Source organism: Bacillus sp. V2I10, from assembly GCF_030817055.1.
GTDB lineage: Bacteria > Bacillota > Bacilli > Bacillales > Bacillaceae > Bacillus_P.
The window spans coordinates 1,113,970-1,137,920 of the sequence record NZ_JAUSYV010000001.1 but is presented as its reverse complement, the minus strand read 5'-3'; the positions used below and the strand labels follow the sequence as shown (position 1 = coordinate 1,137,920).

Here is a 23,951-nt window from a genome sequence, read left to right as displayed (position 1 = left end):
TTGGTTTCTCCTTTTATGAGAATAGTTGTCTTAATGATAGAATAGTTTTAACTTTCTATCAAGAATTCCTTTTTCGTGTATTTAGACATTAAAAAAACTGAAAAAAGAACTTCTCTCTTCAGCCATGTTTCCTATTGTTTTGTTGATGTTGAATCTCTCATTTTCAGTCTGGATGGAACCAGCACTTTAAGAGGCGTATCTCTATGCTCCATTACTTGCTCATGTATTAGCTTCACTGCGATCTTTGCTATCTCAGCTGATGATACATGAATGGCAGTCAAGGAAGGGGCAAAGTAATGAGTTTCAGGCACATCATAAAAACTGACAATTGAGACATCCTCTGGTATATTCATATTTTCCTAGCAATGCCATGATAGCGGCAAGGGACATGACACTGCTTTGAATGATATAGGCATCAGCAAGCTGGCTGTTTGAAGCAGCTTCCTTTAGAATCCTGTATCCTTCCGTTCCGTACGGTTCTGTCAGGTAAATATGCTCTTCTGACAAAAGATTCGCTTTTTCCAGCTGCTCTTTTATTGTCTGCCCCCAATTAAAAGCGCCTATGTATCCAATTCGTTCATGTCCCATTTCTTTTAGATGCGAAATAACGAGCTCTGTCATTTGAGCAAGGTCTATACTTACGATATCTGCAGTGGAATTTGCAGCCCAATCTGTAACGAGCACGATGTTCTTTGAAACCTTTTTCAGCTTTTCCATATCGTCTTCCTGTAAACCGCCTATGACAATGATTCCATCCAAAACTTCCATCTTATTAGTCGAATCGATATTTTCATAGCGGATTGTCTCTTTAATATGGACGTTATTTAGGAGGCATTCCTGCTCAACATGCTTCCTTAGTGCGATATAAAAAGGATTTTCCAGCTCTCCGCCCTCAGCATCTAAAATGGCAAGTGCAATATGGATGCTTTTGTTACTGGACGAAGACATTTGCTTCTCTGTTAATCGGTAGTTTAATGTTTCTGCAGTCTGAAAAATTCTCGATTTCATTTCTTCAGAGGCCGTTGATTCAGCATTTTCATGGAGCACTTCATATGCTGCTGCAGCAGACACCTTGGAAAGCTTTGCAATCTCTTTGATCGTTGTCATCCCTACACCTCTTCATTCATTGAATTCATAGGTTTTAATACCCTTTTTCAAGCAAAAAGAAAACCCTCTCTCAGGATAAGAAAGGGTCATTCGTTTAGCCATTGAAAAAAGTTGGCTGATCGATAATGTCAAAGTCATAAAAATTTGTGATGTTTTTATCATCTGTAATCACCATGAAGTCTCCTGTATTGAGTGCACCCGAACCAACAGAGAATTTACTTGTGCTTTTTGGCGAGAGGGCAAAGGCATCCCCTGCACTAATAGCACCGCTGCTTGATTCAATTAAAATGGGACCAACAAAAGCCGGCATAGAAACTCCTCCTTTATTTTTTATTAGACTATGCCGAAAAGGGCTTTTGGGTTTCTTATAAAAAAGGCCCTGTAAAATAATAATGCCTCTACGTTAAATTAGAATGAATAATAATGTAAATGAAATTTTCCCAGCAGGACAATCACAGCTGGGGTATTGATGGAGCTTGTACAGATTGGCAGCATAATAGTACGTTATCAAATGAACAATAGAAAAGCCGCCAGTTACACCAGCGGCTTTCTATCGTTTTCATCTCTTTTATTTTTTCGGTTCTCTGTCTCCTGCTTATACCTGTTTCTTAATTTCACCAGCCTGATGACGTGTAAAAGAACAGCTTTTAGTACCGCATATGTCGGCACAGCTAAAATCATTCCTAAAATACCGCCAAAGCTGCCTGCGCCAATCAGCAGGAGAATGATGGTGAGTGGGTGTGTGTTTAATCTCTTGCCGATAATTAATGGTGAAAGAATATTTCCGTCAATTTGCTGAACAACGGTTACAACAACTGCAGCGAGCAAAGCTTTAGTCGGTGAATCGAGGAGAGCAATCACCACTGCAGGTGCAGCGCCGATAAATGGTCCTAAATAAGGGATGATGTTTGCAACAGCTACAACAATCCCGAGTATGAGCGCATAGTCAAGTCCAATCAGCGTATATCCGATAAAGCAGCCTGTCCCGACAAAGAGAGAAACAAGCAGCTGGCCCTGTATATAAGCGGCAAGCGTCTTATAAAGGTCTTCAAAAATTTTAATGCCTTCACGTCTATACGCTGCAGGCAGAATTTTGACTGCTGTGACGGGAAACTTATGCCCGTCTTTCAGCATGTAGAATAAAATGAATGGAACCGTGATGACGATAAGAGTAATATTTGTAACAAAACCCAGAACCTTTGTTACAGATGATGTAATGCTTTCCGGCAGCGATGTCGTCAGATTGCCCAATGATTTTTCCATTTTATCGATCGTTTCCTCAATTGAAACATATTCCTGTGTCATCACCCATGTAAACCAGCGGGACTCAGACAGGTTCATGATGAACTGCCTGATTTCAGTTATGTATCTCGGGAAATTTTTAAACAAGTCTGTGATCTGCTGAGAAACAACCGGTCCGACTGTGGATAAAAGCAGCAAGATCAATCCGATAAAGATGAGATACAAGATAAGGATTGCAAGTGTTCTTGGCACTTTGTTTTTTTCTAACAGCTTAACCACAGGGCTGAAAATAAAAAACAGGATACCGGCAATCAAAATCGGGAAGAACAGCGTAGATGCAAAAACAATCAGCGGCTGAAATAAAAACGAAACCTTCGTACTTACGTAAAAAATTAACAGCAGCAGCAAAATTTCAATCGTCCAAAAATGAACCTTTGACTTATACAGGTTACATCCTCCTCTGCTTCATTATGCCTGTTTCAAACGTACTATGAGAATGAAAGAGTGTCAAATTAAGATTTGATGAAGCTTAACCCTTTCAGAGCTGAATGAAGCATATTGGTAATATTTTCCTGAATTTAAAGAAAAAGCTATGCACTAAGCATAGCTTTCATAATAAACACAGATTAATTTTCTTCAGCAACAAGCTCTTCTTCAGCTTTTTCAAGCTTAAAGATTTCAATTACTCGGATCAAGTGGCCTTCCATTTCTTTTGCAAAAAACTCATAGCCATCTAAAATGATGCTTTCGCCTTGCTGGATGTCAATATTTTCTGTCAGCATCCATCCGCCGATTGTGTCTACATCCGTATCATCGATATCTAGACCAAGCAGATTATTCACTTCATAGATAAGAACCTTTCCGTCAAGCAAGTAATGGCCTTCGCCTTTTTTCTGAACCTCAGGAACCTCATCTTGGTCAAATTCGTCACGGATCTCTCCAACAATTTCCTCGATAATATCTTCGACTGTTACAAGTCCGGCTGTTCCGCCATATTCATCCACGAGGATCGCCATATGAACGCGTTCTTTTTGCATCTTTATTAATAAATCATGAATTGGAATCGATTCGATTACTTGAATAACAGGGCGGATATACTTATCAATCGTGCTCTTTTTTCGTTCTTCTTCGGATAATGAAAAAATGTCAGTGAAGATCTCCTTGAGATTGATCATACCAAGGACGTGATCTTTGTCTCCGTTTACAACCGGATAGCGAGTATATTTTTCCATACTCATTGTCTCAAGGTTGTCCTGAAACGATTTCTCTACTGAAGCAGCTACAATTTCAGTTCGAGGCACCATAATTTCTTTTGCTACACGATCATCAAATTCGAAAATTTTGTTCATATATTTTAATTCAGATTGGTTGATTTCTCCGCTCTCATAACTTTCTGAAAGAATAATCCGAAGCTCTTCCTCAGTATGAGCAATCTCATGCTCAGATGCAGGCTTAAGTCCGAAAATACCTGTTACTACGCGGGCAGAGCCATTTAATACCCAAATGAATGGGAACATAATACGGTAAAACCAGATCAATGGAGCTGCAAATAAAAGTGTCACAGCCTCTGCTTTTTGGATCGCTACTGTTTTAGGAGCAAGCTCTCCAATGACAACGTGCAAGAACGTAACAGATGCGAATGCAATTCCGAAAGTTAAAATATGGGAAAGCGATTCGTTAATTTCAAAGTTATCGAATACCGGTCTGAGAAGACTTTCTACTGTTGGCTCCCCCAACCACCCAAGACCTAAGGCTGTTACCGTTATTCCGAGCTGACACGCTGATAAATATTCATCTAAATGAGTTGTTACTTTTTTTGCAGCCACTGCCCCTTTTTTACCTTCTGCAATCAATTGATCCAATCGTGAACTGCGGATTTTGACAATCGCAAATTCTGATGCAACGAAAAAAGCTGTTAAAGCAATTAAAATCGCCACGAATAACAAGTTAACTATGTCCAAAACACCCTTATTCCCTAATAGAGAATAAGGAGTCACCTCCTAAAATAGTAAGTTATCAGTTTAAAATATCCGTAAACTATAAAATCAATGAAGCAGAATCATTAATGATTGCATAAGCGCCATGCTCTGCGGAGAGATGCGGCTTGCAATGATTTCCTGGTTTTCCCCATTCATTTTATCAAAAATTGGTTTCAGCTCTTTTATTTCATGTTCGAGCTGTTTCATATGATTAGCCAGTATTTCGGCCTGTTTGATTAGCTTATCTTCTTCATTGGTTTGACTTCTCTTAAGTTCAAGTCTTTCTTTAATATCCTGCAGACACATATTGAATAACTTGCATTCCTCAATAAATTGAATGTCGTTAAGTGCCTGTTCAGAATAGAGGCGATAGTTGGACTTAGACGTCTTATCTACATGGAGCAGCCCAATTTGAGTATAGTAATCAATTGTTCTCTTTGATACGTTTGCCAATTTTGCTACTTCGCCAATTCGATACAATGCCCCATCTTATCACCCCAATAAAAAAAGATTACTCCTATCATACCTTTTTTTAAACTGTACAGTCAAACGTTACGGTTATGAAGTGAGGTATTCTCAGTCTATAAAATTAACAAAAAAAGTTGACTATTCCACTAATTCACAAATAAAATACTTGGCAGATTGATGTCATTTATCATCATGGCAGCCTAAGGTTTAACCCCGCTTTTTATGGATTAACTTCCTTATTTATATCTTCAGACATTAAGGTGCAAACCATCATGCTGTGCAGATCAATTCCTTTGCTTCTTGCAGGCCCGTTTGTTTATTTCAAAGTGTCTGCGCTCCGAAATGAGCAATAACAATAGTGATTCTTAGAATTATTTATTAGTATGTGAGCTCAGCGGAGTTTAAACTATAGATAGGTGCTAGTACACATATCTAAAAGACAGCGGTGAAAGAATGAAAGAACAATTGATAGAATGGCTGGAAATCAGCGGACAGTGGGCATTTATTATAAGTCTCGCTGCTAACACAATCATTAGTTTATTGGCATTTGTGCCGAGTGTTTTTATTACAGCTGCCAACCTTTCTTTTTTTGGATTTGCAGAAGGTCTGCTCCTCTCTTTTTCTGGTGAAATCTTTGGACTCCTGGTCAGCTTTTATGTATACCGGAAAGGTTTCTCATTCCTAAAAAAAACGAAAGCGCCCAAAAACGCCATGCTGCAAAACCTTTCAAAAACGAAAGGCAAAGATGCATTTTTTCTTATTCTTGCATTAAGGATTTTCCCCTTTGCTCCATCAGGTGCTGTTACACTTGCAGCAGCATACAGCAAAGTGAGCGCAGGTGTTTTTTTCAGTGCAAGCCTGATTGGGAAAATTCCCGCTGTTCTTATTGAAGGGTTTGCCGTGCAGCAAGTCCTGAAAGCAGACTGGCGCATTCAGCTCATGACAGGAATTGGATCTATTCTCATTCTTGTCATTCTCTGGGTAAGCAAAAGAAAGTAAAAGAAAAAGCTGCGGGAGCACTGTTCTCCTGCAGCTTTTTCTTTGTCACTGTTTTTTTCCAGCAAAGAAATCATTTTTTCGTTTTGTTCGATGAGTTCCTTATTTCGCTTTATGTAGACAGGAGGCCAATTGACACTGCATTCAAAATGGGCAATTGTTCCTTCTTCTTTTTCAAATAAGCGCTCCATATATTTGTAAAGGCTTTCATCACATTGTAAAGGAGTCCTATATGATCAGAAAACTGATAATATTGCTTACGGCTTTCATGCTTTTTGCTCCAGCAGGCACATTTGCCGGCTCATTTGGTGATCAGGATCCTCCCGGAAATCCGGGCCAATGGTATACAGGAGATACTCCGCCCGGCAGCAGTTTACCAAAATCTCCTATCGTCTTCATTCATGGTTTGAACAGCTCATCAAATGCGTGGTGGAATCAAAATGATATGTATAGCACCGCTTATGCAAATGGATATCGTACAGCTTTTATTGATTTATATCCTGCGAAAAACATGTGGGATAACGGCGCTCTGCTGGCACAGAAATTAAGCGAAATCTATCAGTATTTTGGCGGCCAGAAACTGATGCTTGTCACTCACAGCAAAGGAGGAATCGATGCTCAATCTGCGCTTGTGCATTATGGTGCGCATCAATATGTAAGCAACGTGATTACGCTATCGGCTCCGCATTCCGGATCGCAGCTTGCGGACCTTGCTTACAGCAGCTGGGCTGGATGGCTGTCAGGAATATTAGGAAGCAAAAATGATGCTGTTTATTCCCTTCAGACCGGCTACATGAGCAATTTCAGAGCACAAACGGATGCTCATGCAAATTCCAGAAAGAATCGTATCTATACTTTTGGCGGGACCAAGTGGGGAAGCTTTGGTTCATCCCTTTATTGGGGCGGATTATATTTAAGCTCCTACGGCAGCAATGATGGAGCTGTAACCGTGCAGTCTTCCAGATTATCTTATGGCACTGAAATCAGAACCGGCAGCTGGGATCATACTTCTATTAAGAAAGGAAGTTCAACCTTTCTGTTATTTGAACCGTATTTAAGAAGCACAGCTGCTGCAGAAAGCATCCATATGATAAGTGAAGAAAACAATGCAGCCGGAGCTTCCTATTATTATCGCGGCGGAGAATTTACCGGCACACAGCAAGAGTCATTCAATGTTGAAGAATCTGTCAGTGAAATCACCGTTGATTGGATGAGCAGCTCGCCTTCAACGAAGCTTGCTCTCGATTCCCCTGATGGAAAGACAGATTATCCTTCGTTTAAAACGATAAAAGCAGATGGAATTTTCGAAGGAGCCTATCATCATCAAATCGTCATTCCAAAGCCTCAAAAAGGTAAATGGAGTTTAACTGCATTAAACTCTTCAGGTGAAGCTTATTTCCTGAACGTCGCTTTTCTTTCAGCTGACAATGATGCTATTTCACTACTGCCAATCAATAAGCAAAATCAGAACATTGCCTTTAAAATAAACCAGGCAAAACTTCAAAAAGAGGTCGAAGCTTTCGTGATAGTTGATCACTTTCAAACTAAAACAAAGAAGCAGACAAAAACGTTCATAAAATCAATAAAAAAAACGGGTATCGGACTAGAGTTAAAGCAGGAAGGAATCTATAATTTAACGGTTGATATTAGAGGGAAAACTCAAAATGGAGACATATTTGAACGAACAATTGTTCAAACAGTCTATGTTGATTCATCGGGAAAAATATTCAGCCAATAAAACAAATCAAATCCACCATTTCCTTGGGTGGATTTATATCATTCATACGGATTTTTTCAAGGTGGGGTTTTGCAGCTGATTGATTTTTTCATCAAGCTTTTGAATTTTATTTAAGGCTGTCTTTTCGCTAATCGTCCGGTAATGATGACTTCCGCCTGGTTCCTCATCCATTTCATCAGCTAAGCGAACTACTTTTTGAAGTGAATTTTGATTAAGAGAGCCTTCCGGCAGGTAAGAATCTGTATGCAGCAAAATGGCTAAAGCGATCTGTTTAGCAGATTGCGGATCCTCCCCAAGACGGATCAAAAGCTTATGGGCACGTTCTGCACCTTTTATCGCATGTATATCATTCTCTTTATACTTTTCATAATCCCATTCCCCATCTGTGTACCACTCATAATGCCCAATATCATGAAGCAGAGCTGCTTTGGTTGCAAGATCGGGATCTACACCGTGCTGAATGGCTAATCTATATGCATGGTAGGTTACAGCAATTGCATGCGCTACTCCTGAACGCTGTAAATATTTTTGAGCAATAGGATGGGAATAAACCTCTGTCAATGTTACATTTCGCATGTAATCTCCTCCCTGTAAATAGTGTGAAACTTGTAAGAACTATATAATTAAGCTGAGGTATTCTTAAAATATTTCTGTATACATTAACATAATACGGCATTTGCCGCAACAATCCTGTTATATTGTATGACATGATTATCTCATCTATCTAACTTCTTTAATAATTTAAGCAGTTATACTGAAGTTGCCTTTCATTTCGTGTAGAATTACACTATATCAAGGGAAAAGGAGCTCTTTCATGAAAAAGCATGAACTAACTGCCAATCTATCTAAAAAAATGCTTCTAATCCGGACCGAATCCCGTTACACACAGGAAGAAATGGCTGAAGTACTTGGGCTCTCCAAAAAAACGCTCGTGCAGATTGAAAAGGGACGGCAGGAAGCATCATGGTCAACGATCGTTGCATTGTGTGCCCTTTTCAGACACAGCACCATTCTTCAGCAGACTACAGGCGGTGACCCCTTCGATATTCTGCAGCTCGTCGCTCATCAAAAAATGCAGACCCGCAAGGAAAAGACACTCGGTGGAAAAATATGGTGGAAGGATGTTGATCAGATCAAAGGCTTCAAACTCCAGCAAAACGTGATCAGCTTCCATTTTCGCATCATTGATGAAGATGATTATCGCTGGTACTCTTCCTTTGACCGGACAGAAATGGAAAAAAAGCTGAATGAGCTGACAGATAACCATTAAACCTGACGATTTTAGAGTTTGTCTTTAATATATATATGTCAATTTTAATGAGTTGCCATAGGGAAAATCATTAAAAATCATGATGAAAAAGGAGGAAATGAAACAGTAGGGGCTTTCAGCACTTTTAGTCTTTCTATAGCACAAATTGCCCCTGGCTTGCTGCCTGATATTAGGAATCAGGATATTTGCGGATATTACTTGATGATTGCCACAGCAGTGCTTGATCATTTACCTCGTCAAAGGTCGATGGAATATTATATCTAAATTCTCGTTTGCAAGGATTAATTCCCTGAGAGTCTCCTCATTAATTTGCTTATCTTAAGTAAGCACACCGAACACGACACCATCCGCATCTATCCAAAGCTGTTTCCAAAACCGCTCTATGCAAAAATGCTTCGCCTGCTTGGAATCTGCAAAGGGAAGCATTCATTCATTTTGAACCTTATTTCCCTACCTTATCTAAAAGATTCGCCTTCCGAGAGGAGGATTTTGCTAAGAAATAAGGCAAAATTCCGATAAAATCATTTTGTTCATTAACAAAGCCTTATATCGAAAACCTTTCATTAATATATCCTACTTCTACCCCAGCGTCATTTCTCATAATTGAAGGCCTTAACGCCCGCAGTCTTGTAATGGTTTCTTTGTTGTTATAATTCATTTGCTCAAGAATGGAAGCAACGATATTTGGCCACATATCTTCAGATCCATTTAACACCTTTAACGCAAATCCAAGTCTTTCATTTTTTAATCCAAAACAATATACACCTTGGGCTCCGCCTTTTGCTATAATATTTTTATCCTTTAACAGGATTGAACAAATAAAATGTTCTGAAGCAATCATATTATATTGGTTATTCATTATAGCCGTCATCTTTTTTAACGCATTTTGTAATAGAAGATCTTGTATGATATCAGGGCAAGCCAATTTCAAGTAGACTGCAGCCATATTTTTTAATGGCACTGCGAATACAGGGACTCCGCATCCATCTATCCCCGTATGAATCTCAGAAACCGGCAGTTCAGATAATGAAGAAAGGATTGATAAAATTTGAAGCTGAAGCGGATGATCCTTTTTCCAATAGCCTTCAATTGGATAACCTAATTCAAGGCACACCGTGATGAACCCCATATGCTTGCCAGAACAATTATGATATAGTCTTCTTTTCTTCGTGCCATTTCTGATCATATCTTCTTTTGACTGCACATTTAATGGATAAGAAGGGGGGCAGTATAATTCTTCTTCATTTACCGGCAGTTTTCTTAGCATGGATTCTAGAGCTGTTATATGATAGGATTCTCCTCTATGCGATGCTGTAAATAGTGCTGCTTCTTCTTCAGTCAGTCCATATTTTGTTATGATATTTGTTAGGAAGATCGGAAGTGCCTGGAAAGGTTTTGCAGCGGAACGGAAGTATGTATAATGTCGATCATCTCCAATTTGATAGCAAGTTTGTGATTGATCATTTACACCACATATCATTCCAATGTGAACATTTTCCAATATTCCAGCTCTTGTTTCCTCTACTAAAGTTAAATATTTCAACTCTAATTCTCTCCTTACAAGTATAATGGCAACTTTTATTCAAGATCCAGTAAGAGATTTTGTGCCTGTATGGCAGCTCCCAGCACGACGCCATGTTCACTTAATTCTGAATAAACGATTTGCACAGTTTGCTTTAATGGCTCCCAAATATATAACTCACACTTTTGTTCTATCGCTTGCTTCATTTCAGGCAGTTTTTCTATCGTATTTCCGCTCAAAATTATCACTTCAGGATTATACAGACATAAGATATTGCTAATTGCAAGAGCAATATACGTTGATGCTCTATCCATAATATTCAGCGCCCACGGTTCTCTGTTTCTATAGGAATGGAAAACATCATCAATCGAAGGAATTTCTTTCACTTTCCTGCTATCAGCAAGGATTGCACCCTCAGAAATATACGTTGCAAGACAGCCTATTTTTCCGCAATTGCATACATTTCCAGTGGGATCTATCACGGTATGTCCAATTTCTCCTGCATTATTGGATTCCCCTCGATAAATTTCACCATTTAGTATAATCGCTGACCCAATCCCTGACCCGATCCCTAATAAGATGCAATTCTGAGAGTTCTTTGCCTTCCCTATAAAATTCTCAGCTACTACTTTCATTTTTAGCTCATTATCAATAATTACATCAAATGAGGTTAGTTTCTTAAGATCATCAGCCAGGTTAACATCCTTCCACTTCAACTGATCTGAAACCTTTACTACACCATTTTTGTAATCAACATAACCAGGCAAACCAATTGCTAATCCAATTATTTTCGTTTCAGGTATACCGTTTCTATCCATTATACTTTTTACATTTATGTTTACTTTTTGCAGCGTTTCATCATAACTCTCTAACTCATTTCTGTTATATTTATGTAGGGATTCGATTTCTCCAACATAATTTACGATCCCAATTTTGATAATGGATTTATCGATCTCTACTCCAATTGTATAAAGGACATTCCCGCACACTTCCAGCAATGTTGCTTTTCTACCTACCCCAGATGTGACTAATTCTGTTTCTCTCACAAACCCTTGGAACTGTAATTCATTTACAATCCTTGTAATGGATGTAGGACTCATTCCAGCTAATCTCGCTATCTCAATTCTTGATATAGGAGACTTATTTTTTAATATATCAAGAACTAGATTTTTATTTTGTCTTTTCATAAAGAATTGATCGTGTTTCACCATTCTTCTACCTTCTTTTTAATTTCAGATTTAGGTTTACAATTTCAGAAGGAGCATTTAAAGAATCGTGTTGATCCTCACCCTCAATAAGAAAACCAACATCATTCTTTAAAAATAGAGCTCTATTCATGCGCCATTTCCTTTATACTTCCAAAAGAGAATAACTAGATTCTCTTATTGGAAATATAGGGTTTATAAATTGAAAATCCCTTTAACATTATACACTTTGCCCATTCGAGTGAAACAAATTATCTAAACTTTTTAATAAATGCAATTGCTTCCGAAATATCGTTGATTGGGTTATTATTAACCTCTCTCTCAATGGTTAAATAACCTTTATAGTTAATTTCATTTAGCGCAGCAAAGTATTTTGGAAAATTCACTTTTCCTTTTCCAAGTGGCAATTCTCTAAAATACTCTCCAGAAGTAACCATTTCAGCGATTTTTTCATGGTCTGTACTGCCTCCATATCCCATAAATCCATAAACATCACGAGAATCAACAGGTTTTAATCTTTCCCCATCTTTAACATGCGTATGAACAATGTAATCCTTAAGAAGCTTTACACCTTCTATAGGGTCATCGCCCGTTACCATCACCATATTGGCAGGATCAAAATTGACCGAAACCCCATTTGTACATAGACTATCCAAAAAAGCTTTTAATCTTTCTGAAGGTTCTGGACCTGTTTCGATTGCAAAGTAGGCACCCATGCTTTTCGCATAAATCCCCAGCTCTTCACAAGCCTTTTGCATCGTTTCATAAATCCTGCTTTCTTGTTCTTCAGGTATGATCCCGATGTGGGTTGTCACAATGTTTGTACCGAGTTCTACAGCAAGATCCAAAATGCGTTTTGACTTTTCAATTTTAATTTGATTTTGCTGATGGTCCTGAAAACCATGTCCTCCCAAGTCGCCACAAAGAGCAGATATTTCTAAGTCTAATGACTCCATTTGGTTTTTTAACTTTTTACGCGATACTGAACTTAAATTTCCAGGTGCCATTTCTCCTTCCACTGCATAGATTTGTACCCCATCAGCACCCATTTTTTTTGCAGTTACCAGACCTTCATATAGCGGTAACCGAAGACTATCAACAATCACACCAATTTTGTTTGTTACTGTTTTATTGTTCATTATTATGTAAAAGTCACCTCACATTTCTTTTCTGCTGCTTCATAAATGCCAGATAAAATTTTCATCATTTCAACTCCGTCTTCAACTGGCGCCATTGGCTTGATTCCTGTTAAGCAACTGGTCACAAATGAATCAATTTGATTTTGAAATGCATTTGTGAAGTCAAATGATAAATGATCCATTTGCGGCTGAATGTTAAGAAGTGTATTATTCTCTTCGCTAATCAGGATAAGCTCAGGTTCTAGCTCTGCTCCGCCTTTTGTTCCAAATAATTTGACTTGGATTTCATCTTTTTTGGCGTGAAGAGTATAAGAAACATCCACAATTAAAGAGGCACCATTATCAAAGGTAATAAGAGCATTGGCTAAGTCTTCAACGGTATTTTTATCCTTATCATAGTCAGCAGTCTTATAAAAACTTAAATTTTCGATGTGCCCCCGGTTTCCCAGCTGGTTGTATACATTTCCTGAAATGGACTTTACTTTTGGACGCCCCATTAAATACCAGCAAATATCAATGACATGCACTCCAAGGTCTATTAATGGACCGCCCCCAGAGCGTTCTTTGTCTGCAAACCAGCCGCCAGGATTCCCCAATCGGCGCAAGCAAGATGCTTTAGCATAATAAATTTCACCTAATTTTCCATTATCAATAAAGGATTTTAATACTGCTGTATTCGTTGCAAATCTTCTGACAAATCCAACTTGTAATGTCTTCTTGTTTTTTTGTACAGCCTCTTCAACTTTTAATGCTTCTTCTACAGTCATTGACAAAGGTTTCTCTACTAAGACATGTTTTCCGCCATTTAATGCTCCGATTGAAATTTCAGCATGGCTATTATTCCAGGTACAAATACTTACGGCATCAATATTAGAATGATTAAATACTTCTTCAATATTTGAAAACACATGGCTGATTCCATAATGCTTGGCCTTTTCTACCGCTCTTTCTTTTGAATAATCGAAGACGCCGTAAAGAATAGCGTCAGGGTTATTTGCAATGGACTTTAAATGCATATCCGATATGGATCCAGTCCCAATAATACAAACTCTTAAGGGTTCCATATAATTCATCCTTTCTATACGCCATTTGAGAATCACTTTTGCTGAATTTCATTAGTGCACTTCATTCCATAATCTTCTTACGTTATCCATTCCAATTTTTGAACCTATTTTACAATCTTCCATTCCTTCAAATTCAACTGTTAGGTAACCATCGTATCCAGAATTTTTTATAAGCTTCATAATTTCACGAATTTTAATATCTCCGTGACCAACAATAGCGCCACGCAAATAGTTTTCATTAACCGTCCGGAACCAAACACCATCCCCTGGATTTTCATAATAGGGACGAATATAGAAATCTTTCAAATGTACGGTTGCTGCATATTTAATATTTTTCTTAACACCCACAAGCGGATCTTCATCAATACACAGAAAGTTTCCAACGTCGAGAGTGGTTTTGAAGTTTGTACGGTTAACGGCATGAATCACCCGTTGTACGCGGTCGCTTGACTGGACATTAAATCCATGGTTTTCTATTGTCGTTGTAATCCCGTATTGGGCTGCATAATCCGCAATCAGCTGGCTGCCTTCTACTAATTTTGCTAAATGCTTTTCGAAATAGTGAATTGTCATTTCTTCTGGTTCTAATTGGAACGCGGTTACATCATGGCGCATAATCTTAATCCCTAAACGATTAACGATATCCACATGTTGTTTTAGCCGTTCTACTTCTTGATCAAATTCTTCTTGTGTTTGTTGAACAAAATTAGCAGGTAAGGAATAGGCAGACAGTACAATTCCTGCAGACTCCGCTTTCTCCTTTATTCGATCTGCCAATTCTATATTATCCACTACAGAAAAACCGTATGGAACAATCTCCATATGTTCCCCGCCATTATCAGCGATCCATTGTATGACATCTAAAACCGTTATTTTCTCTTCTCTTAATTCTCTTACTAAACTGTAAGTACTAAGTCCTACTTTCATTGATAACCACTCCAGTTTTTAATTTTCCAAATGATCTGCATTAAATTAAAAAGTTAATGATTATTCTGCTACTCTATTAAATGACAAGCCACAAAATGATCTTCAGTTAAGCCCTTTTTCACAACAGGTTCTGCTACTTTACAAATTTCCATACAAGCAGGGCAGCGGGTATGAAACCGGCAGCCTGCCGGGGGGTTAACAGGACTGGGTAAATCTCCTTGCAAAACGATACGTTCTCTTCTTAACCTTGGATCTGGAATGGGGACGGAAGATAATAGCGCTTTTGTATAGGGATGCTGGGGGTTTGAAAAAATTATCTCTTTCGGACCAGACTCAACAATCGTTCCTAAATACATAACACCAATACTGTCGCTTATGTGTTCAACTACACTTAAATCATGTGAAATAAATAAATAGGTTAAATTAAGTTCGGTTTGTAAATCTTTTAATAGATTTAGTATTTGAGATTGAATGGATACATCTAGTGCAGATACTGGTTCATCGGCAATAATTAACTTTGGCTTCATTATAAGTGCTCGTGCAATTCCTATTCTCTGCCGCTGGCCACCACTGAACTCATGAGCATATCTATCTGCATGATGCTCGGTTAACCCGACTACTTCAAGCATCTCGGAAACCAGCTTATGCCGTTCTGTTTTTGAAAATTTTGTATGAATGATAAGTGGCTCGCCAATTATATCTCTAATTTTCATCCGCGGATTCAGCGAAGCATATGGGTCTTGAAAAATCATCTGTATCTTCTTCCGTACTGCTTTTAGCTGTGATTCTTTTTTTTGAGAAATTTCTTCCCCTTCTACCCAGATTTCTCCGTCACTTGGTGTAATTAATCGTGATATCAGGCGTCCTGTTGTTGATTTCCCGCATCCGCTTTCTCCAACTAAACTATACGTCGTCCCTTCTTTAATCATGAATGAAACCTCATGAACAGCTTTTAACATTTTCTTTTTTCCAAACATTCTGCCAGGTATTGAAAATGATTTTTTTAACCCTGTTACTTCTAATAGAGTCTTAGACATAAATATCCCTCCTCCCCTCCGTATACATCCAGCAGCTGCACAATCTGCTATTTTCTAATTCAGTAACATCCGGTTCTTCCTCCAAACAAATAGGCATGGCATCATTGCATCTTGGAGCAAATTTGCAGCCCTTTGGCATATAGCTTGGATCTGGAACATTTCCTTTAATAGAATCAAGCTTCTCCTTTTTCTGACCAATCTTTGGCACCGAACCAATTAGTCCTTTAGTATAAGGATGTTTTGGGCTTTCAAATAAATCGAATACATTTGCTTCTTCCACTATTCGCCCTGCATACATAACAGCTACACGGTCACACATTTCAGCTACTACACCCAAATCATGAGTAATTAATAAAACAGACATTTCTTCTTCCCTTTGAAGCTGTTTCATTAATTCCAGAATTTGCGCTTGTATTGTTACATCGAGTGCTGTAGTCGGCTCATCTGCTATCACTAGCTGAGGGTTACAAGACATTGCCATAGCAATCATGATTCTTTGACGCATACCGCCGGACATCTGATGGGGGAACTCATTTATTATTTCTTCTGCACGCGGAATACCCACTTTTTTCAAAATAAAAATCGCATGTTCCTTTGCCAGTTTCTCGTTCAATCCAGTATGAAGACGAATTGGCTCGAGTAGTTGTTCTCCTATTTTCATGACAGGATTTAATGAAGTCATCGGTTCCTGAAAAATCATAGCCATTTGTTTTCCACGAATCTTCCTCATTTCACGTTCAGATTTATTGGTTAAATCCTCTCCCTTAAAGTAAATTCTGCCACCAGATATTTCTCCGCTAGTGCCTTTAAATAGTTTCATTATCGATAGGGATGTTAAGCTTTTTCCACATCCAGATTCACCTACAAGCCCTAGAACCTCTCCTTTTTTTATATAAAAATTCACACCGCGTAATATTTTTATTTTTTGTTTATCCTTCGTAAATTCTGTTTCAAGCTGATCAACCTGCAGTAACTTCTCCATTCTTTTAAGCTCCCTTACTCATTCTTCGTTTTAGGATCCAATACATCACGTAATCCATCTCCAACAATATTGAAGGCCAACACAGTTAAAAAGATCGCAATTCCTGGCATCATTACCACATGAGAGGCTGTACTTAAATAATCCCGGCCAAGACTTAGCATTGCTCCCCAATCTGGTGTCTCAGGACTCGCTCCTAAACCAAGAAAACTTAAACTGGATGCAGCTAAAATGGCAGTTCCTATTCTCATCGTAATGAATACAATTAAACTGCCAAGTGTTTCAGGAAAAATATGCTTGAACATAATTCTGCGATGTGATGCTCCCATTGATTTTGCAGCCTCAACAAATACAGACTCTTTTCCTTCCAATGTAGAACCTCTCACCAATCTTGCAAAAGAAGGAATACTAAAAATAGAAACAGCAATCACTACGTTCGCTAATCCCGGCCCTAAAATCGCAACAATGGCAATAGCTAATAGTAAATCAGGGAACGCAAACATTACATCACTGCTTCTCATGATGATTCGATCTAACCAGCCGCCAAAATAACCGCTTACTAGTCCTAAAACGATTCCTCCTATTGCACCTAAAAATACAGAAAGGAAACTAACACCTAGAGAGATCCTTGCACCTGCAAGAAGTCGGCTAAAAATATCACGGCCGTATTCATCAGTACCAGCCCAGTGTTCTTTGCTCGGCTCCTGCAAGGTTGAATTGTAATCCGGCTGGTACGGATCGTATGGGGCAATGTAAGGTCCAATGATTGCGATGAGAATTAGCAGCAGGATAAAAACACTGGCCCAAAAGGCTGTCTTTTGTTTTCTCCAGTTCTTTAAAAATTCTTTTGCAGGTGAATACTTTTTTTTTGAAATCAATGGGTTATAATGATTTACTTCCTTCGTAATCTCCATGACTCCCCTCCTCTAGGATACATAGCGTATTTTTGGATTGAGCAAACTATACAGGATATCAACAATCAGATTTACGAGAATAAATTCAATAGAGAATAATAATAATTCAGCTTGTATGACAGGATAGTCTCTGAAGGCAATTGAATCTATTAACAAACGGCCCATCCCAGGAAAACTAAAAACGGTTTCCACGACAACGGATCCGCCTAATAAGAATCCAAACTGGAGTCCTGCAATTGTAACCACTGGAATCAAAGAGTTTCTTAATGCATGTTTCGGAATGACAACTGATTCTTTTAAACCCTTTGCCCTTCCAGTGCGAATATAGTCTGCTCTTAACGTTTCAAGAAGGGACGATCTCGTAAACCTGGCAAGCATTGACATAATTCCTGCTCCTAATGTGATTGAAGGCAAAATATAACTTTTCCAGCTTTCCGCCCCGCCTGTTGGAAACCACCCCAGCTGGACGGAGAAAATCTGAATTAGAATTAAACCAAGCCAAAAACCCGGCATAGAGATTCCAGAGACTGCCGTGATCATTCCAATGTAATCCGGCCATTTGTTTTTGAAAACGGCTGATAGGGTACCTATTAATAACCCCAGCACCAATGCCCAGATCATACTTAAGAAGGTTAAATAAATGGAGGGCATAAAACGGTCAGAAAACATTTCTGAAACAGGTAATCCTGTCTTTAATGAGGTTCCTAAATCTCCTTGAAATAGATTAATCATATATGTTATATATTGGTCCGAAATAGGTTTATCGAGACCAAGCTCGGATCTGATCATATTAACCTCTTCTAACGTTGCATCCTTTCCAGCAACCAATCTTGCTGGGTCTCCAGGAATTAAATGAGTAAAAAAGAAGATTAATATAGAAACAATAAATAGGATTGGTATCATTTCTAAGATTCTTTTTAAAATATATTGAAGCAAAATGATAACCCCTTTCTTAAAAGGAAAGAAGCAATGGGAAAGATCCATCTGCCTCTTCTTATTGCCTAGTTTCTGAATTCGCTATTATTTAAAATGTGCATCAGTTACATTAATACCGCCTGTTGGGGAGATAAAGACTCCTTCTATATTTGATCGCGAACCTGCCAGAATTTCATCTACACCCAGAAAAATCCATGGTGCTTCATTATAGATAGTGGATTGAATTTTACTATAAATTTCTGCTTGTTTATTAACATCAACTGTCTGATTAACTTCTGTTATCCATTTATCTATATCATTATTTTTGTAATAAGCTGTATTAGCTCCATCTGGCGGAAATGAGCTGCTGCTGAACAACGGTTTTGTTGCATTAGTAACATCAGAAGGATAGGCTGACCAGCTTACGTACCACATTTGCACCTTCGCTTCTTCTGGTGTCTGAGGTCCATAAATCTCATCTGACAAAGTACCTTCTTCCATTGATTTTATTTCCAGATCAACCCCAATTCCCTTTAATTGCTGCTGGATAAACTGCATTCCTTTCAATGTATCGGAATTAGTGTTACCCCAAATTTCCGCTTTGAAGCCACCTTCATATCCTGCCTCTTTTAATAATTCCTTTGCTTTTTCAATGTTTTGATCATAAGTTTCTTGTTTAGAATAATGCTGAGTTTTACTTGGGATAATGGAGTCTAATGGCAGCCCAAACCCAGAATTAACTACATTAATAAATGCCTCTTTACTTACAGCATAGTTAATTGCCTGGCGAATCCGAATGTCATCAAACGGTTCTTTCATCGTATTAATCGATACATATCGAGCAATCGTGGAAGGGATTTTATGGATTTCAACATCCGTATTATTTTCTAGCTCTTTCAAGTTTTGAACTGGCATCGGGTAAATAACATGAGCTTCTCCTGTTTTCAACATCGACACACGTGATCCATTTTCCGGAACAGGTTTATACGTAATGGTTTTTACACGATCTGCCTTTTTCCAGTAATCTTCAAATCTTTCAACTGTTAAATGGTCCCCCTGAACCCACTCAACCAACTTGAATGGTCCAGTACCTATCGGAGTCTTTCCAATATCTTCACTAGAATCATTGAGTATTTTAGGACTAAGGATTTTTGCTGAGACAAATCTTGTTAACATGCCAGCATATGGTTCTTTTAGGATTACTTTTATTTGAAATTCATCCAACACTTCAATGCCAGTAATAAGATTGAATCCGCGGCTATTTAAACGAAGGCTTTCATCTTTCATGATCCTTTCAAAACTAGCTTTTACTGCCTCTGCATTAAATGCCTCACCATCATGGAATTTTACTCCTTGACGCAGCTTGAATGAATATTCCAGAGCATTATCACTCACACTATATTCCTCAGCTAACTGCGGGATTATTTTCCCTTCTTCATCAGTTCCCAATAGCCCTTCTAACATTGCTGATTGGACCGAATTAGAATTTGTATCCCCGGTATTATGCGGATCCATTGAAATAAAGTTTTCGTTTACGGCTATGACTAACTCTTGATTTTTGTTCGATGGATTATTTCCGCCATTATCCTTTTCCTCAGTCTCTCCACTTTGTTTACTTGAACAACCAGCCATTAATACCGCAGACACTAAAACAAAGAATAGCGTTTTCCAAAAATGTAACCTTTTCAATTGGTTTCCCCCTTATTTGATATATATCAGGTATTTTCTATAGTGGCAGCATACCTTTTTGTATTACCTGAATGATTATAATTACTCCTATCTTCTCTGAAAGTCAGAATAGATATTAGTAATCTTAAATCCTTATAATATTTATTTTCTTGATGTTAATGTATATCTAGTTTTGCATAAAAAATAAACTCATTTAAGCTATCTATCATTTTAATTTCTCCACTGGTGAAATTAATTAATTTTATTATAATTTCCGGAAAAGACATTTACAATATAAAGTTTCAGAAATTTATTAAAATTATTAATATTCTATTATTTCCTTTCTTCATTTTTGAGCGTCCATATTTTTACTAGACCAATATATTGAGGTTTTAATAGAGTTTAAACAAAACATGCAATTTAGTGTGGAGCTTGTAGAATGGGGAACAAAGCATCGATTTGGAGCGGACTTGAATGGATCATTTCAGACAATGATAGAGGTTAAACCATTCCGTATATCGAAGAAGGCTGGATGATTACTGAAATAAAGGGAGATATTCACCATCCTAAAGAGGAGACTCCTTTAGTTTCTCTTCACGCGGTAAACCCGTGAGTGGAAGCGAATCACCTAGACTGCTGGAAATTATTGAAACAAACGATACCGCATGCTGGCATTCAATGGTTTTGTCTCTAGGCTTCTTATTCGGATTAAGGATTTTTGGAGGAATAAACATTGGAAGGGCTCGACGAAATATTGATGGTGGAAATGGAAAAAGCTTTATAGAAATGTATCTAATGAAGTAGTGGAATATCTGGACGCAGGAGAGAAAAAGTATCAAACCATACTGTTAAAAGGTGATCAAGCCCAGGTAAACAATTATCCATCCTTCACACGGGGAACCTGGCCATGGAGGTATTTTTTGAAAGAACATCTGTAAATAGACAATAATCCTTACTTGATTTCCTATGAATGGACAGAGCTGAATAACTAAGCTGACGCAAAGAAATACTTAAAGCTGCACCTTCATAAAATTTGGGACCAATTTCCCTCAGTGATGCAGTTTGTAACATCAAAACAGACTCTGGCAATAAAAAACGGAACCAATTGAAGAAAATACGAATACAGGGAAATCGGGAAAGAGTTGTATTTTTGCTTCTGGCTGATATAGCAAATGTCCGCAACGGATCTGGAAACGATAATCCTTTTAACGAGAATTATGTCAAGCAGCCGGATTTTTTTAAAAGGCATTGACCGTGTCGTCGATATATGAAATCAAAAGAGCGGCCATTACGATTTCAGGCTTACAGGGCTTGAAAGGGAAGAGTTTAAGAGACTGCACTTACTTGGAATTTGAAAGGGACGACATTTTTGCCGTCCCCTTTTCCCCCGTTTATCCCTTGGATTGCTCTTTCATTAAAGTTTTCATCTTCTGATTGTGTTCTTTCATCTGCTGTAATTTTGCATTCAGCATTTCTTTGATTTTGGCTTTGTCCTTGCTGTCGATTGCTTGCTTCCACTGCTCTCTCATCTCTTGTCTACCTTGATGGTGTTTCATTTTATGTTCTCTGAAAGCTTCCATCTTCTCTCTCATTTGTTCCTTCGTTATTTCACCTTTTTTCACTTTTTCTTCAAGCTCTGCTATTTCCTGTTTTCTCTTTTCTCTAAGTGCATGATGCTTCTCTCTTAAACCTGTTTTATCCAGCTGCTTGAAAAGCTCTTCTCTCTCCTTAAATACATTCTCCCATTCTTGCTTCGTTTCAGGTGAATACTTGCTTACTAATTCAAGAATCTTTTGCTCCCGTTCAGCTTTTCTCTCATGCCAGTCCTTCTTTACTCCTTCATGGTTTGCAGGCTCATGCTGCTCACTGATCTGCCATTTTTCCGTGTTTGCCATTGCAGTTGTCGGAATGACAAGCGCCAGTGCAGTGAAAGCAATAAGCCATTTCTTGTTTTTCATTTTCCATCACTCCTTTTTCATCTTTCTTCCTTATCATGTCCATCTGATTCCGTAACATAATAAGAGAATTATGTGAAATAATGTGAAAAAAAATTTAAGAGATTTCTAAAGGGAATACGGAGTGACTTGTGGAAATTCTCCTAAAAGGAGATGAGAAGAATGAATTCGAATGAAATTTTCAAAGAACAACTAATGGCCTGCTTTTTTGAAGATAATTGGTTTGCCTCGCTTGAAACAGCCCTAAAGGATTTAACTGAAGAACAAGCCTCGTGGAAAAAAGAGGAAAACCTTCATTCAATTTGGGAGATTATTAATCATCTGGTTTTCTATAACACAAGACATCTTAAACTTTTTAAAAAAGAGCCTTTGTCAAACAGTCACCCTGCTAATGAAGATACCTTCGTCATCAAAGAAGGTGATAATTGGCATGACAAAAAAGAGCAGCTTTTTCTGGTCATAAAAGAATGGATAGATGAACTTGAAAAATTATCGGAAGAAGAACTTCAATCATCCGTTCGAGAAGATAATAAAGAGCCGTGGATTTCCGTTTTGCTAAATGTAACCATCCACAATGCAAGTCATGTCGGTCAAATTATCCTTATCCGTAAACTCCAAGGGAGTTGGAAAAAGGAACTTAGTGTGTCTTAATTAGAAAAGCGGAGCCGACTGCTTAGCTCCGACAAACAGATAAGGATCCGTCAGAAAAAGCCGGTTTTGCTTTTACTGGCGGAGCCGTTCTGGCCGAGGAGTTAGGAGGCGGAGCTGGACAATCGAAAAGCGGAATCTCCCGTTTAGCTCCGACAGACAGATAAGTCTCTGACAGAAAAGTCGGGCTTGACTTTTTTGGCAGAGCCGTTCTGGCCAGGGAGCCAGGCGCGAATAAAAAAACGAAACACCCAAGTCAGGATGCTCCGCACTGTTATTATATAAGTTCTTTTATGTCATATACTTTTCCATTTTCAAGTGGCCTGTTTAATAACTTAAGCAGTTCACTTGCCACAAATTCAGCGGATCTAAGCTTCCCTGAATCATGGTATTCTTGAAACCTTGCCACTTCTGCAAAATCCTCAGGCTGTGTATTACGTATATTTCCCTGCATATCTGTGTCCATAATTCCCGGTGAGAATGAAAGGACAGTGACAGGATGCTGTTCTTGTTTCTGTTCAAGTCCAAAAGCTTTAGTGAACATATCAAGCCCTGCCTTTGAGCTGCAGTAAGCGTTCCATCCGTAGATTGGATTATTTGCAGCGCCAGATGAAATATTGACAACCACTTTTTCGGCTTTTATATTCTTGGTTTTATCTGCAAAAGCATTTGATAAGACCATCGGTGCGATCAAATTCAGCTGGACATGCGCTTCAAGTTCAGCCGCTTCTGCTTTTCCGACAGGCTTCATAGGATCGACCGTGCCCGCATTGTTAATCAGGGTGATCCTTTCTGCAGCATTCAAATCAATTTTTTCGAAAATTTCAGGGATTACTGCTTCAACATGAGGAGCGTTTGATAAATCGCATGGTACAAACTGCAGAACAGCATCTTTTTCAACAGCAAGACGTCTTAGTTCTTTATTCTCAGACCTAGAAAGATAAATAATTTGATGGTTGGGTTCCAGCAGCTGTTTTACAATAGCTTCTCCGAGTCCCCGGGATGCACCGGTAATAATCGTCGTATTCATAGTATCGCCCCTTCCTTCTTAATCTGTATTTTATCAAAGTTTTAAGCTGTCTAATAGGTAATTCGATTCTAAAGTATTTTCAGCTGAAATTGTTTGCTCCATTTAAAGAAATGCTTATTCTAAAAAACTGCCGGGAATCTCCCGGCAG

General features: G+C 38.4%; 23 protein-coding genes. 4 read left to right on the top strand and 19 right to left on the bottom strand.

Annotation, left to right across the window (positions count from 1 at the left end; all coding sequences use genetic code 11):
- Nucleotides 1-131: 131 nt before the first annotated feature.
- The 6 genes from QFZ72_RS05760 to QFZ72_RS05735 all read right to left on the bottom strand — a co-directional run bounded on the left by QFZ72_RS05760 (nucleotide 132) and on the right by QFZ72_RS05735 (nucleotide 4,808).
- Complete coding sequence (locus tag QFZ72_RS05760) at nucleotides 132-353, bottom strand: substrate-binding domain-containing protein (protein ID WP_307430596.1); 222 nt, start codon at nucleotides 351-353, stop codon at nucleotides 132-134.
- Entirely contained in the window at nucleotides 313-1,107 is a 795-nt protein-coding gene (locus QFZ72_RS05755) for a helix-turn-helix transcriptional regulator (protein ID WP_307430591.1), read from the bottom strand. The genes QFZ72_RS05760 and QFZ72_RS05755 overlap by 41 nt, the downstream gene beginning before the upstream one ends.
- Nucleotides 1,108-1,201: 94 nt before the next feature.
- On the bottom strand, nucleotides 1,202-1,417 hold the full coding sequence (locus tag QFZ72_RS05750) for a spore germination protein (protein WP_307430588.1): 216 nt from the start codon (nucleotides 1,415-1,417) through the stop codon (nucleotides 1,202-1,204).
- Between the two features lie 224 nt (nucleotides 1,418-1,641).
- Nucleotides 1,642-2,796 carry an AI-2E family transporter gene (locus tag QFZ72_RS05745; protein ID WP_307439606.1) on the bottom strand — a complete coding sequence of 385 codons (1,155 nt, stop codon included), beginning with the start codon at nucleotides 2,794-2,796 and terminating at the stop codon, nucleotides 1,642-1,644.
- Between the two features lie 179 nt (nucleotides 2,797-2,975).
- Nucleotides 2,976-4,310, bottom strand: a complete 1,335-nt coding sequence (locus QFZ72_RS05740; protein ID WP_307430586.1) for a hemolysin family protein — start codon at nucleotides 4,308-4,310, stop codon at nucleotides 2,976-2,978.
- 84 nt (nucleotides 4,311-4,394) lie between these two features.
- Nucleotides 4,395-4,808 carry a MerR family transcriptional regulator gene (locus QFZ72_RS05735; RefSeq protein ID WP_307430583.1) on the bottom strand — a complete coding sequence of 138 codons (414 nt, stop codon included), beginning with the start codon at nucleotides 4,806-4,808 and terminating at the stop codon, nucleotides 4,395-4,397.
- A gap of 441 nt (nucleotides 4,809-5,249) precedes the next feature.
- On the opposite strand from QFZ72_RS05735, the gene QFZ72_RS05730 reads away from it, so the two are divergent.
- Complete coding sequence (locus tag QFZ72_RS05730) at nucleotides 5,250-5,795, top strand: TVP38/TMEM64 family protein (RefSeq protein ID WP_307430581.1); 546 nt, start codon at nucleotides 5,250-5,252, stop codon at nucleotides 5,793-5,795.
- Nucleotides 5,796-6,024: 229 nt separating this feature from the next.
- Entirely contained in the window at nucleotides 6,025-7,530 is a 1,506-nt protein-coding gene (locus QFZ72_RS05725) for an esterase/lipase family protein (RefSeq protein WP_307430579.1), read from the top strand.
- Nucleotides 7,531-7,572: 42 nt separating this feature from the next.
- On the opposite strand, the gene QFZ72_RS05720 is transcribed toward QFZ72_RS05725, so the two are convergent.
- Complete coding sequence (locus tag QFZ72_RS05720; protein ID WP_307430576.1) at nucleotides 7,573-8,106, bottom strand: HD domain-containing protein; 534 nt, start codon at nucleotides 8,104-8,106, stop codon at nucleotides 7,573-7,575.
- A gap of 238 nt (nucleotides 8,107-8,344) precedes the next feature.
- Here QFZ72_RS05720 and QFZ72_RS05715 point away from each other — a divergent pair, with 238 nt between their 5' ends.
- Nucleotides 8,345-8,800 (top strand): helix-turn-helix transcriptional regulator, encoded by a 456-nt coding sequence (locus QFZ72_RS05715; protein ID WP_307430573.1) that lies wholly within the window; start codon nucleotides 8,345-8,347, stop codon nucleotides 8,798-8,800.
- A gap of 544 nt (nucleotides 8,801-9,344) precedes the next feature.
- On the opposite strand, the gene QFZ72_RS05710 is transcribed toward QFZ72_RS05715, so the two are convergent.
- The 11 genes from QFZ72_RS05710 to QFZ72_RS05660 form a co-directional block, all read right to left on the bottom strand.
- Nucleotides 9,345-10,343 (bottom strand): asparaginase, encoded by a 999-nt coding sequence (locus tag QFZ72_RS05710; protein ID WP_307430570.1) that lies wholly within the window; start codon nucleotides 10,341-10,343, stop codon nucleotides 9,345-9,347.
- A gap of 35 nt (nucleotides 10,344-10,378) precedes the next feature.
- Nucleotides 10,379-11,533: an ROK family transcriptional regulator gene (locus QFZ72_RS05705; RefSeq protein ID WP_307430567.1), complete on the bottom strand. Its 1,155-nt coding sequence runs from the start codon at nucleotides 11,531-11,533 to the stop codon at nucleotides 10,379-10,381.
- Nucleotides 11,534-11,778: 245 nt separating this feature from the next.
- Entirely contained in the window at nucleotides 11,779-12,666 is an 888-nt protein-coding gene (locus tag QFZ72_RS05700) for a sugar phosphate isomerase/epimerase family protein (RefSeq protein ID WP_307430564.1), read from the bottom strand.
- Between the two features lie 2 nt (nucleotides 12,667-12,668).
- Nucleotides 12,669-13,730, bottom strand: coding sequence for a Gfo/Idh/MocA family protein (locus QFZ72_RS05695; RefSeq protein ID WP_307430561.1), 1,062 nt, complete (start codon nucleotides 13,728-13,730; stop codon nucleotides 12,669-12,671).
- A gap of 51 nt (nucleotides 13,731-13,781) precedes the next feature.
- Nucleotides 13,782-14,657 (bottom strand): sugar phosphate isomerase/epimerase family protein, encoded by an 876-nt coding sequence (locus tag QFZ72_RS05690; protein WP_307430558.1) that lies wholly within the window; start codon nucleotides 14,655-14,657, stop codon nucleotides 13,782-13,784.
- Nucleotides 14,658-14,725: 68 nt separating this feature from the next.
- Nucleotides 14,726-15,694 carry an ABC transporter ATP-binding protein gene (locus tag QFZ72_RS05685; protein ID WP_307430556.1) on the bottom strand — a complete coding sequence of 323 codons (969 nt, stop codon included), beginning with the start codon at nucleotides 15,692-15,694 and terminating at the stop codon, nucleotides 14,726-14,728.
- A complete protein-coding gene (locus tag QFZ72_RS05680; RefSeq protein ID WP_307430554.1) occupies nucleotides 15,687-16,676 on the bottom strand; it encodes an ABC transporter ATP-binding protein in 990 nt (329 codons plus the stop codon). Before QFZ72_RS05680 ends, QFZ72_RS05685 begins: the two co-directional genes overlap by 8 nt.
- A 14-nt stretch (nucleotides 16,677-16,690) precedes the next feature.
- Nucleotides 16,691-17,587, bottom strand: a complete 897-nt coding sequence (gene nikC / locus QFZ72_RS05675; RefSeq protein ID WP_307430552.1) for a nickel transporter permease — start codon at nucleotides 17,585-17,587, stop codon at nucleotides 16,691-16,693.
- 12 nt (nucleotides 17,588-17,599) lie between these two features.
- On the bottom strand, nucleotides 17,600-18,523 hold the full coding sequence (gene gsiC / locus QFZ72_RS05670; RefSeq protein WP_307430550.1) for a glutathione ABC transporter permease GsiC: 924 nt from the start codon (nucleotides 18,521-18,523) through the stop codon (nucleotides 17,600-17,602).
- A gap of 84 nt (nucleotides 18,524-18,607) precedes the next feature.
- A complete protein-coding gene (locus tag QFZ72_RS05665) occupies nucleotides 18,608-20,134 on the bottom strand; it encodes a glutathione ABC transporter substrate-binding protein (RefSeq protein WP_373464662.1) in 1,527 nt (508 codons plus the stop codon).
- A gap of 1,427 nt (nucleotides 20,135-21,561) precedes the next feature.
- Entirely contained in the window at nucleotides 21,562-22,128 is a 567-nt protein-coding gene (locus tag QFZ72_RS05660) for a hypothetical protein (protein WP_307430544.1), read from the bottom strand.
- Between the two features lie 159 nt (nucleotides 22,129-22,287).
- Between QFZ72_RS05660 and QFZ72_RS05655 the strand changes: the two genes are divergently transcribed.
- On the top strand, nucleotides 22,288-22,776 hold the full coding sequence (locus tag QFZ72_RS05655) for a DinB family protein (protein WP_307430542.1): 489 nt from the start codon (nucleotides 22,288-22,290) through the stop codon (nucleotides 22,774-22,776).
- Between the two features lie 274 nt (nucleotides 22,777-23,050).
- Here QFZ72_RS05655 and QFZ72_RS05650 read toward each other — a convergent pair whose 3' ends face one another.
- Complete coding sequence (locus tag QFZ72_RS05650; RefSeq protein WP_307430539.1) at nucleotides 23,051-23,803, bottom strand: (S)-benzoin forming benzil reductase; 753 nt, start codon at nucleotides 23,801-23,803, stop codon at nucleotides 23,051-23,053.
- Nucleotides 23,804-23,951 lie beyond the last annotated feature (148 nt).

Excerpts from the sequence above, each read along its gene's own strand:
- QFZ72_RS05660 (WP_307430544.1), bottom strand. The coding sequence starts at position 22,128 with ATGAAAAACAAGAAATGGCTTATTGCTTTCACTGCACTGGCGCTTGTC.
- QFZ72_RS05720 (WP_307430576.1), bottom strand. The coding sequence starts at position 8,106 with ATGCGAAATGTAACATTGACAGAGGTTTATTCCCATCCTATTGCTCAA.
- QFZ72_RS05715 (WP_307430573.1), top strand. The coding sequence starts at position 8,345 with ATGAAAAAGCATGAACTAACTGCCAATCTATCTAAAAAAATGCTTCTA.
- QFZ72_RS05755 (WP_307430591.1), bottom strand. The coding sequence starts at position 1,107 with ATGACAACGATCAAAGAGATTGCAAAGCTTTCCAAGGTGTCTGCTGCA.
- nikC (WP_307430552.1), bottom strand. The coding sequence starts at position 17,587 with ATGGAGATTACGAAGGAAGTAAATCATTATAACCCATTGATTTCAAAA.
- QFZ72_RS05760 (WP_307430596.1), bottom strand. The coding sequence starts at position 353 with ATGAATATACCAGAGGATGTCTCAATTGTCAGTTTTTATGATGTGCCT.
- QFZ72_RS05705 (WP_307430567.1), bottom strand. The coding sequence starts at position 11,533 with ATGGTGAAACACGATCAATTCTTTATGAAAAGACAAAATAAAAATCTA.
- QFZ72_RS05690 (WP_307430558.1), bottom strand. The coding sequence starts at position 14,657 with ATGAAAGTAGGACTTAGTACTTACAGTTTAGTAAGAGAATTAAGAGAA.
- QFZ72_RS05730 (WP_307430581.1), top strand. The coding sequence starts at position 5,250 with ATGAAAGAACAATTGATAGAATGGCTGGAAATCAGCGGACAGTGGGCA.
- QFZ72_RS05655 (WP_307430542.1), top strand. The coding sequence starts at position 22,288 with ATGAATTCGAATGAAATTTTCAAAGAACAACTAATGGCCTGCTTTTTT.
- QFZ72_RS05650 (WP_307430539.1), bottom strand. The coding sequence starts at position 23,803 with ATGAATACGACGATTATTACCGGTGCATCCCGGGGACTCGGAGAAGCT.
- QFZ72_RS05685 (WP_307430556.1), bottom strand. The coding sequence starts at position 15,694 with ATGTCTAAGACTCTATTAGAAGTAACAGGGTTAAAAAAATCATTTTCA.
- QFZ72_RS05750 (WP_307430588.1), bottom strand. The coding sequence starts at position 1,417 with ATGCCGGCTTTTGTTGGTCCCATTTTAATTGAATCAAGCAGCGGTGCT.
- QFZ72_RS05700 (WP_307430564.1), bottom strand. The coding sequence starts at position 12,666 with ATGAACAATAAAACAGTAACAAACAAAATTGGTGTGATTGTTGATAGT.
- QFZ72_RS05680 (WP_307430554.1), bottom strand. The coding sequence starts at position 16,676 with ATGGAGAAGTTACTGCAGGTTGATCAGCTTGAAACAGAATTTACGAAG.
- QFZ72_RS05725 (WP_307430579.1), top strand. The coding sequence starts at position 6,025 with ATGATCAGAAAACTGATAATATTGCTTACGGCTTTCATGCTTTTTGCT.
- QFZ72_RS05665 (WP_373464662.1), bottom strand. The coding sequence starts at position 20,134 with ATGGCTGGTTGTTCAAGTAAACAAAGTGGAGAGACTGAGGAAAAGGAT.
- QFZ72_RS05695 (WP_307430561.1), bottom strand. The coding sequence starts at position 13,730 with ATGGAACCCTTAAGAGTTTGTATTATTGGGACTGGATCCATATCGGAT.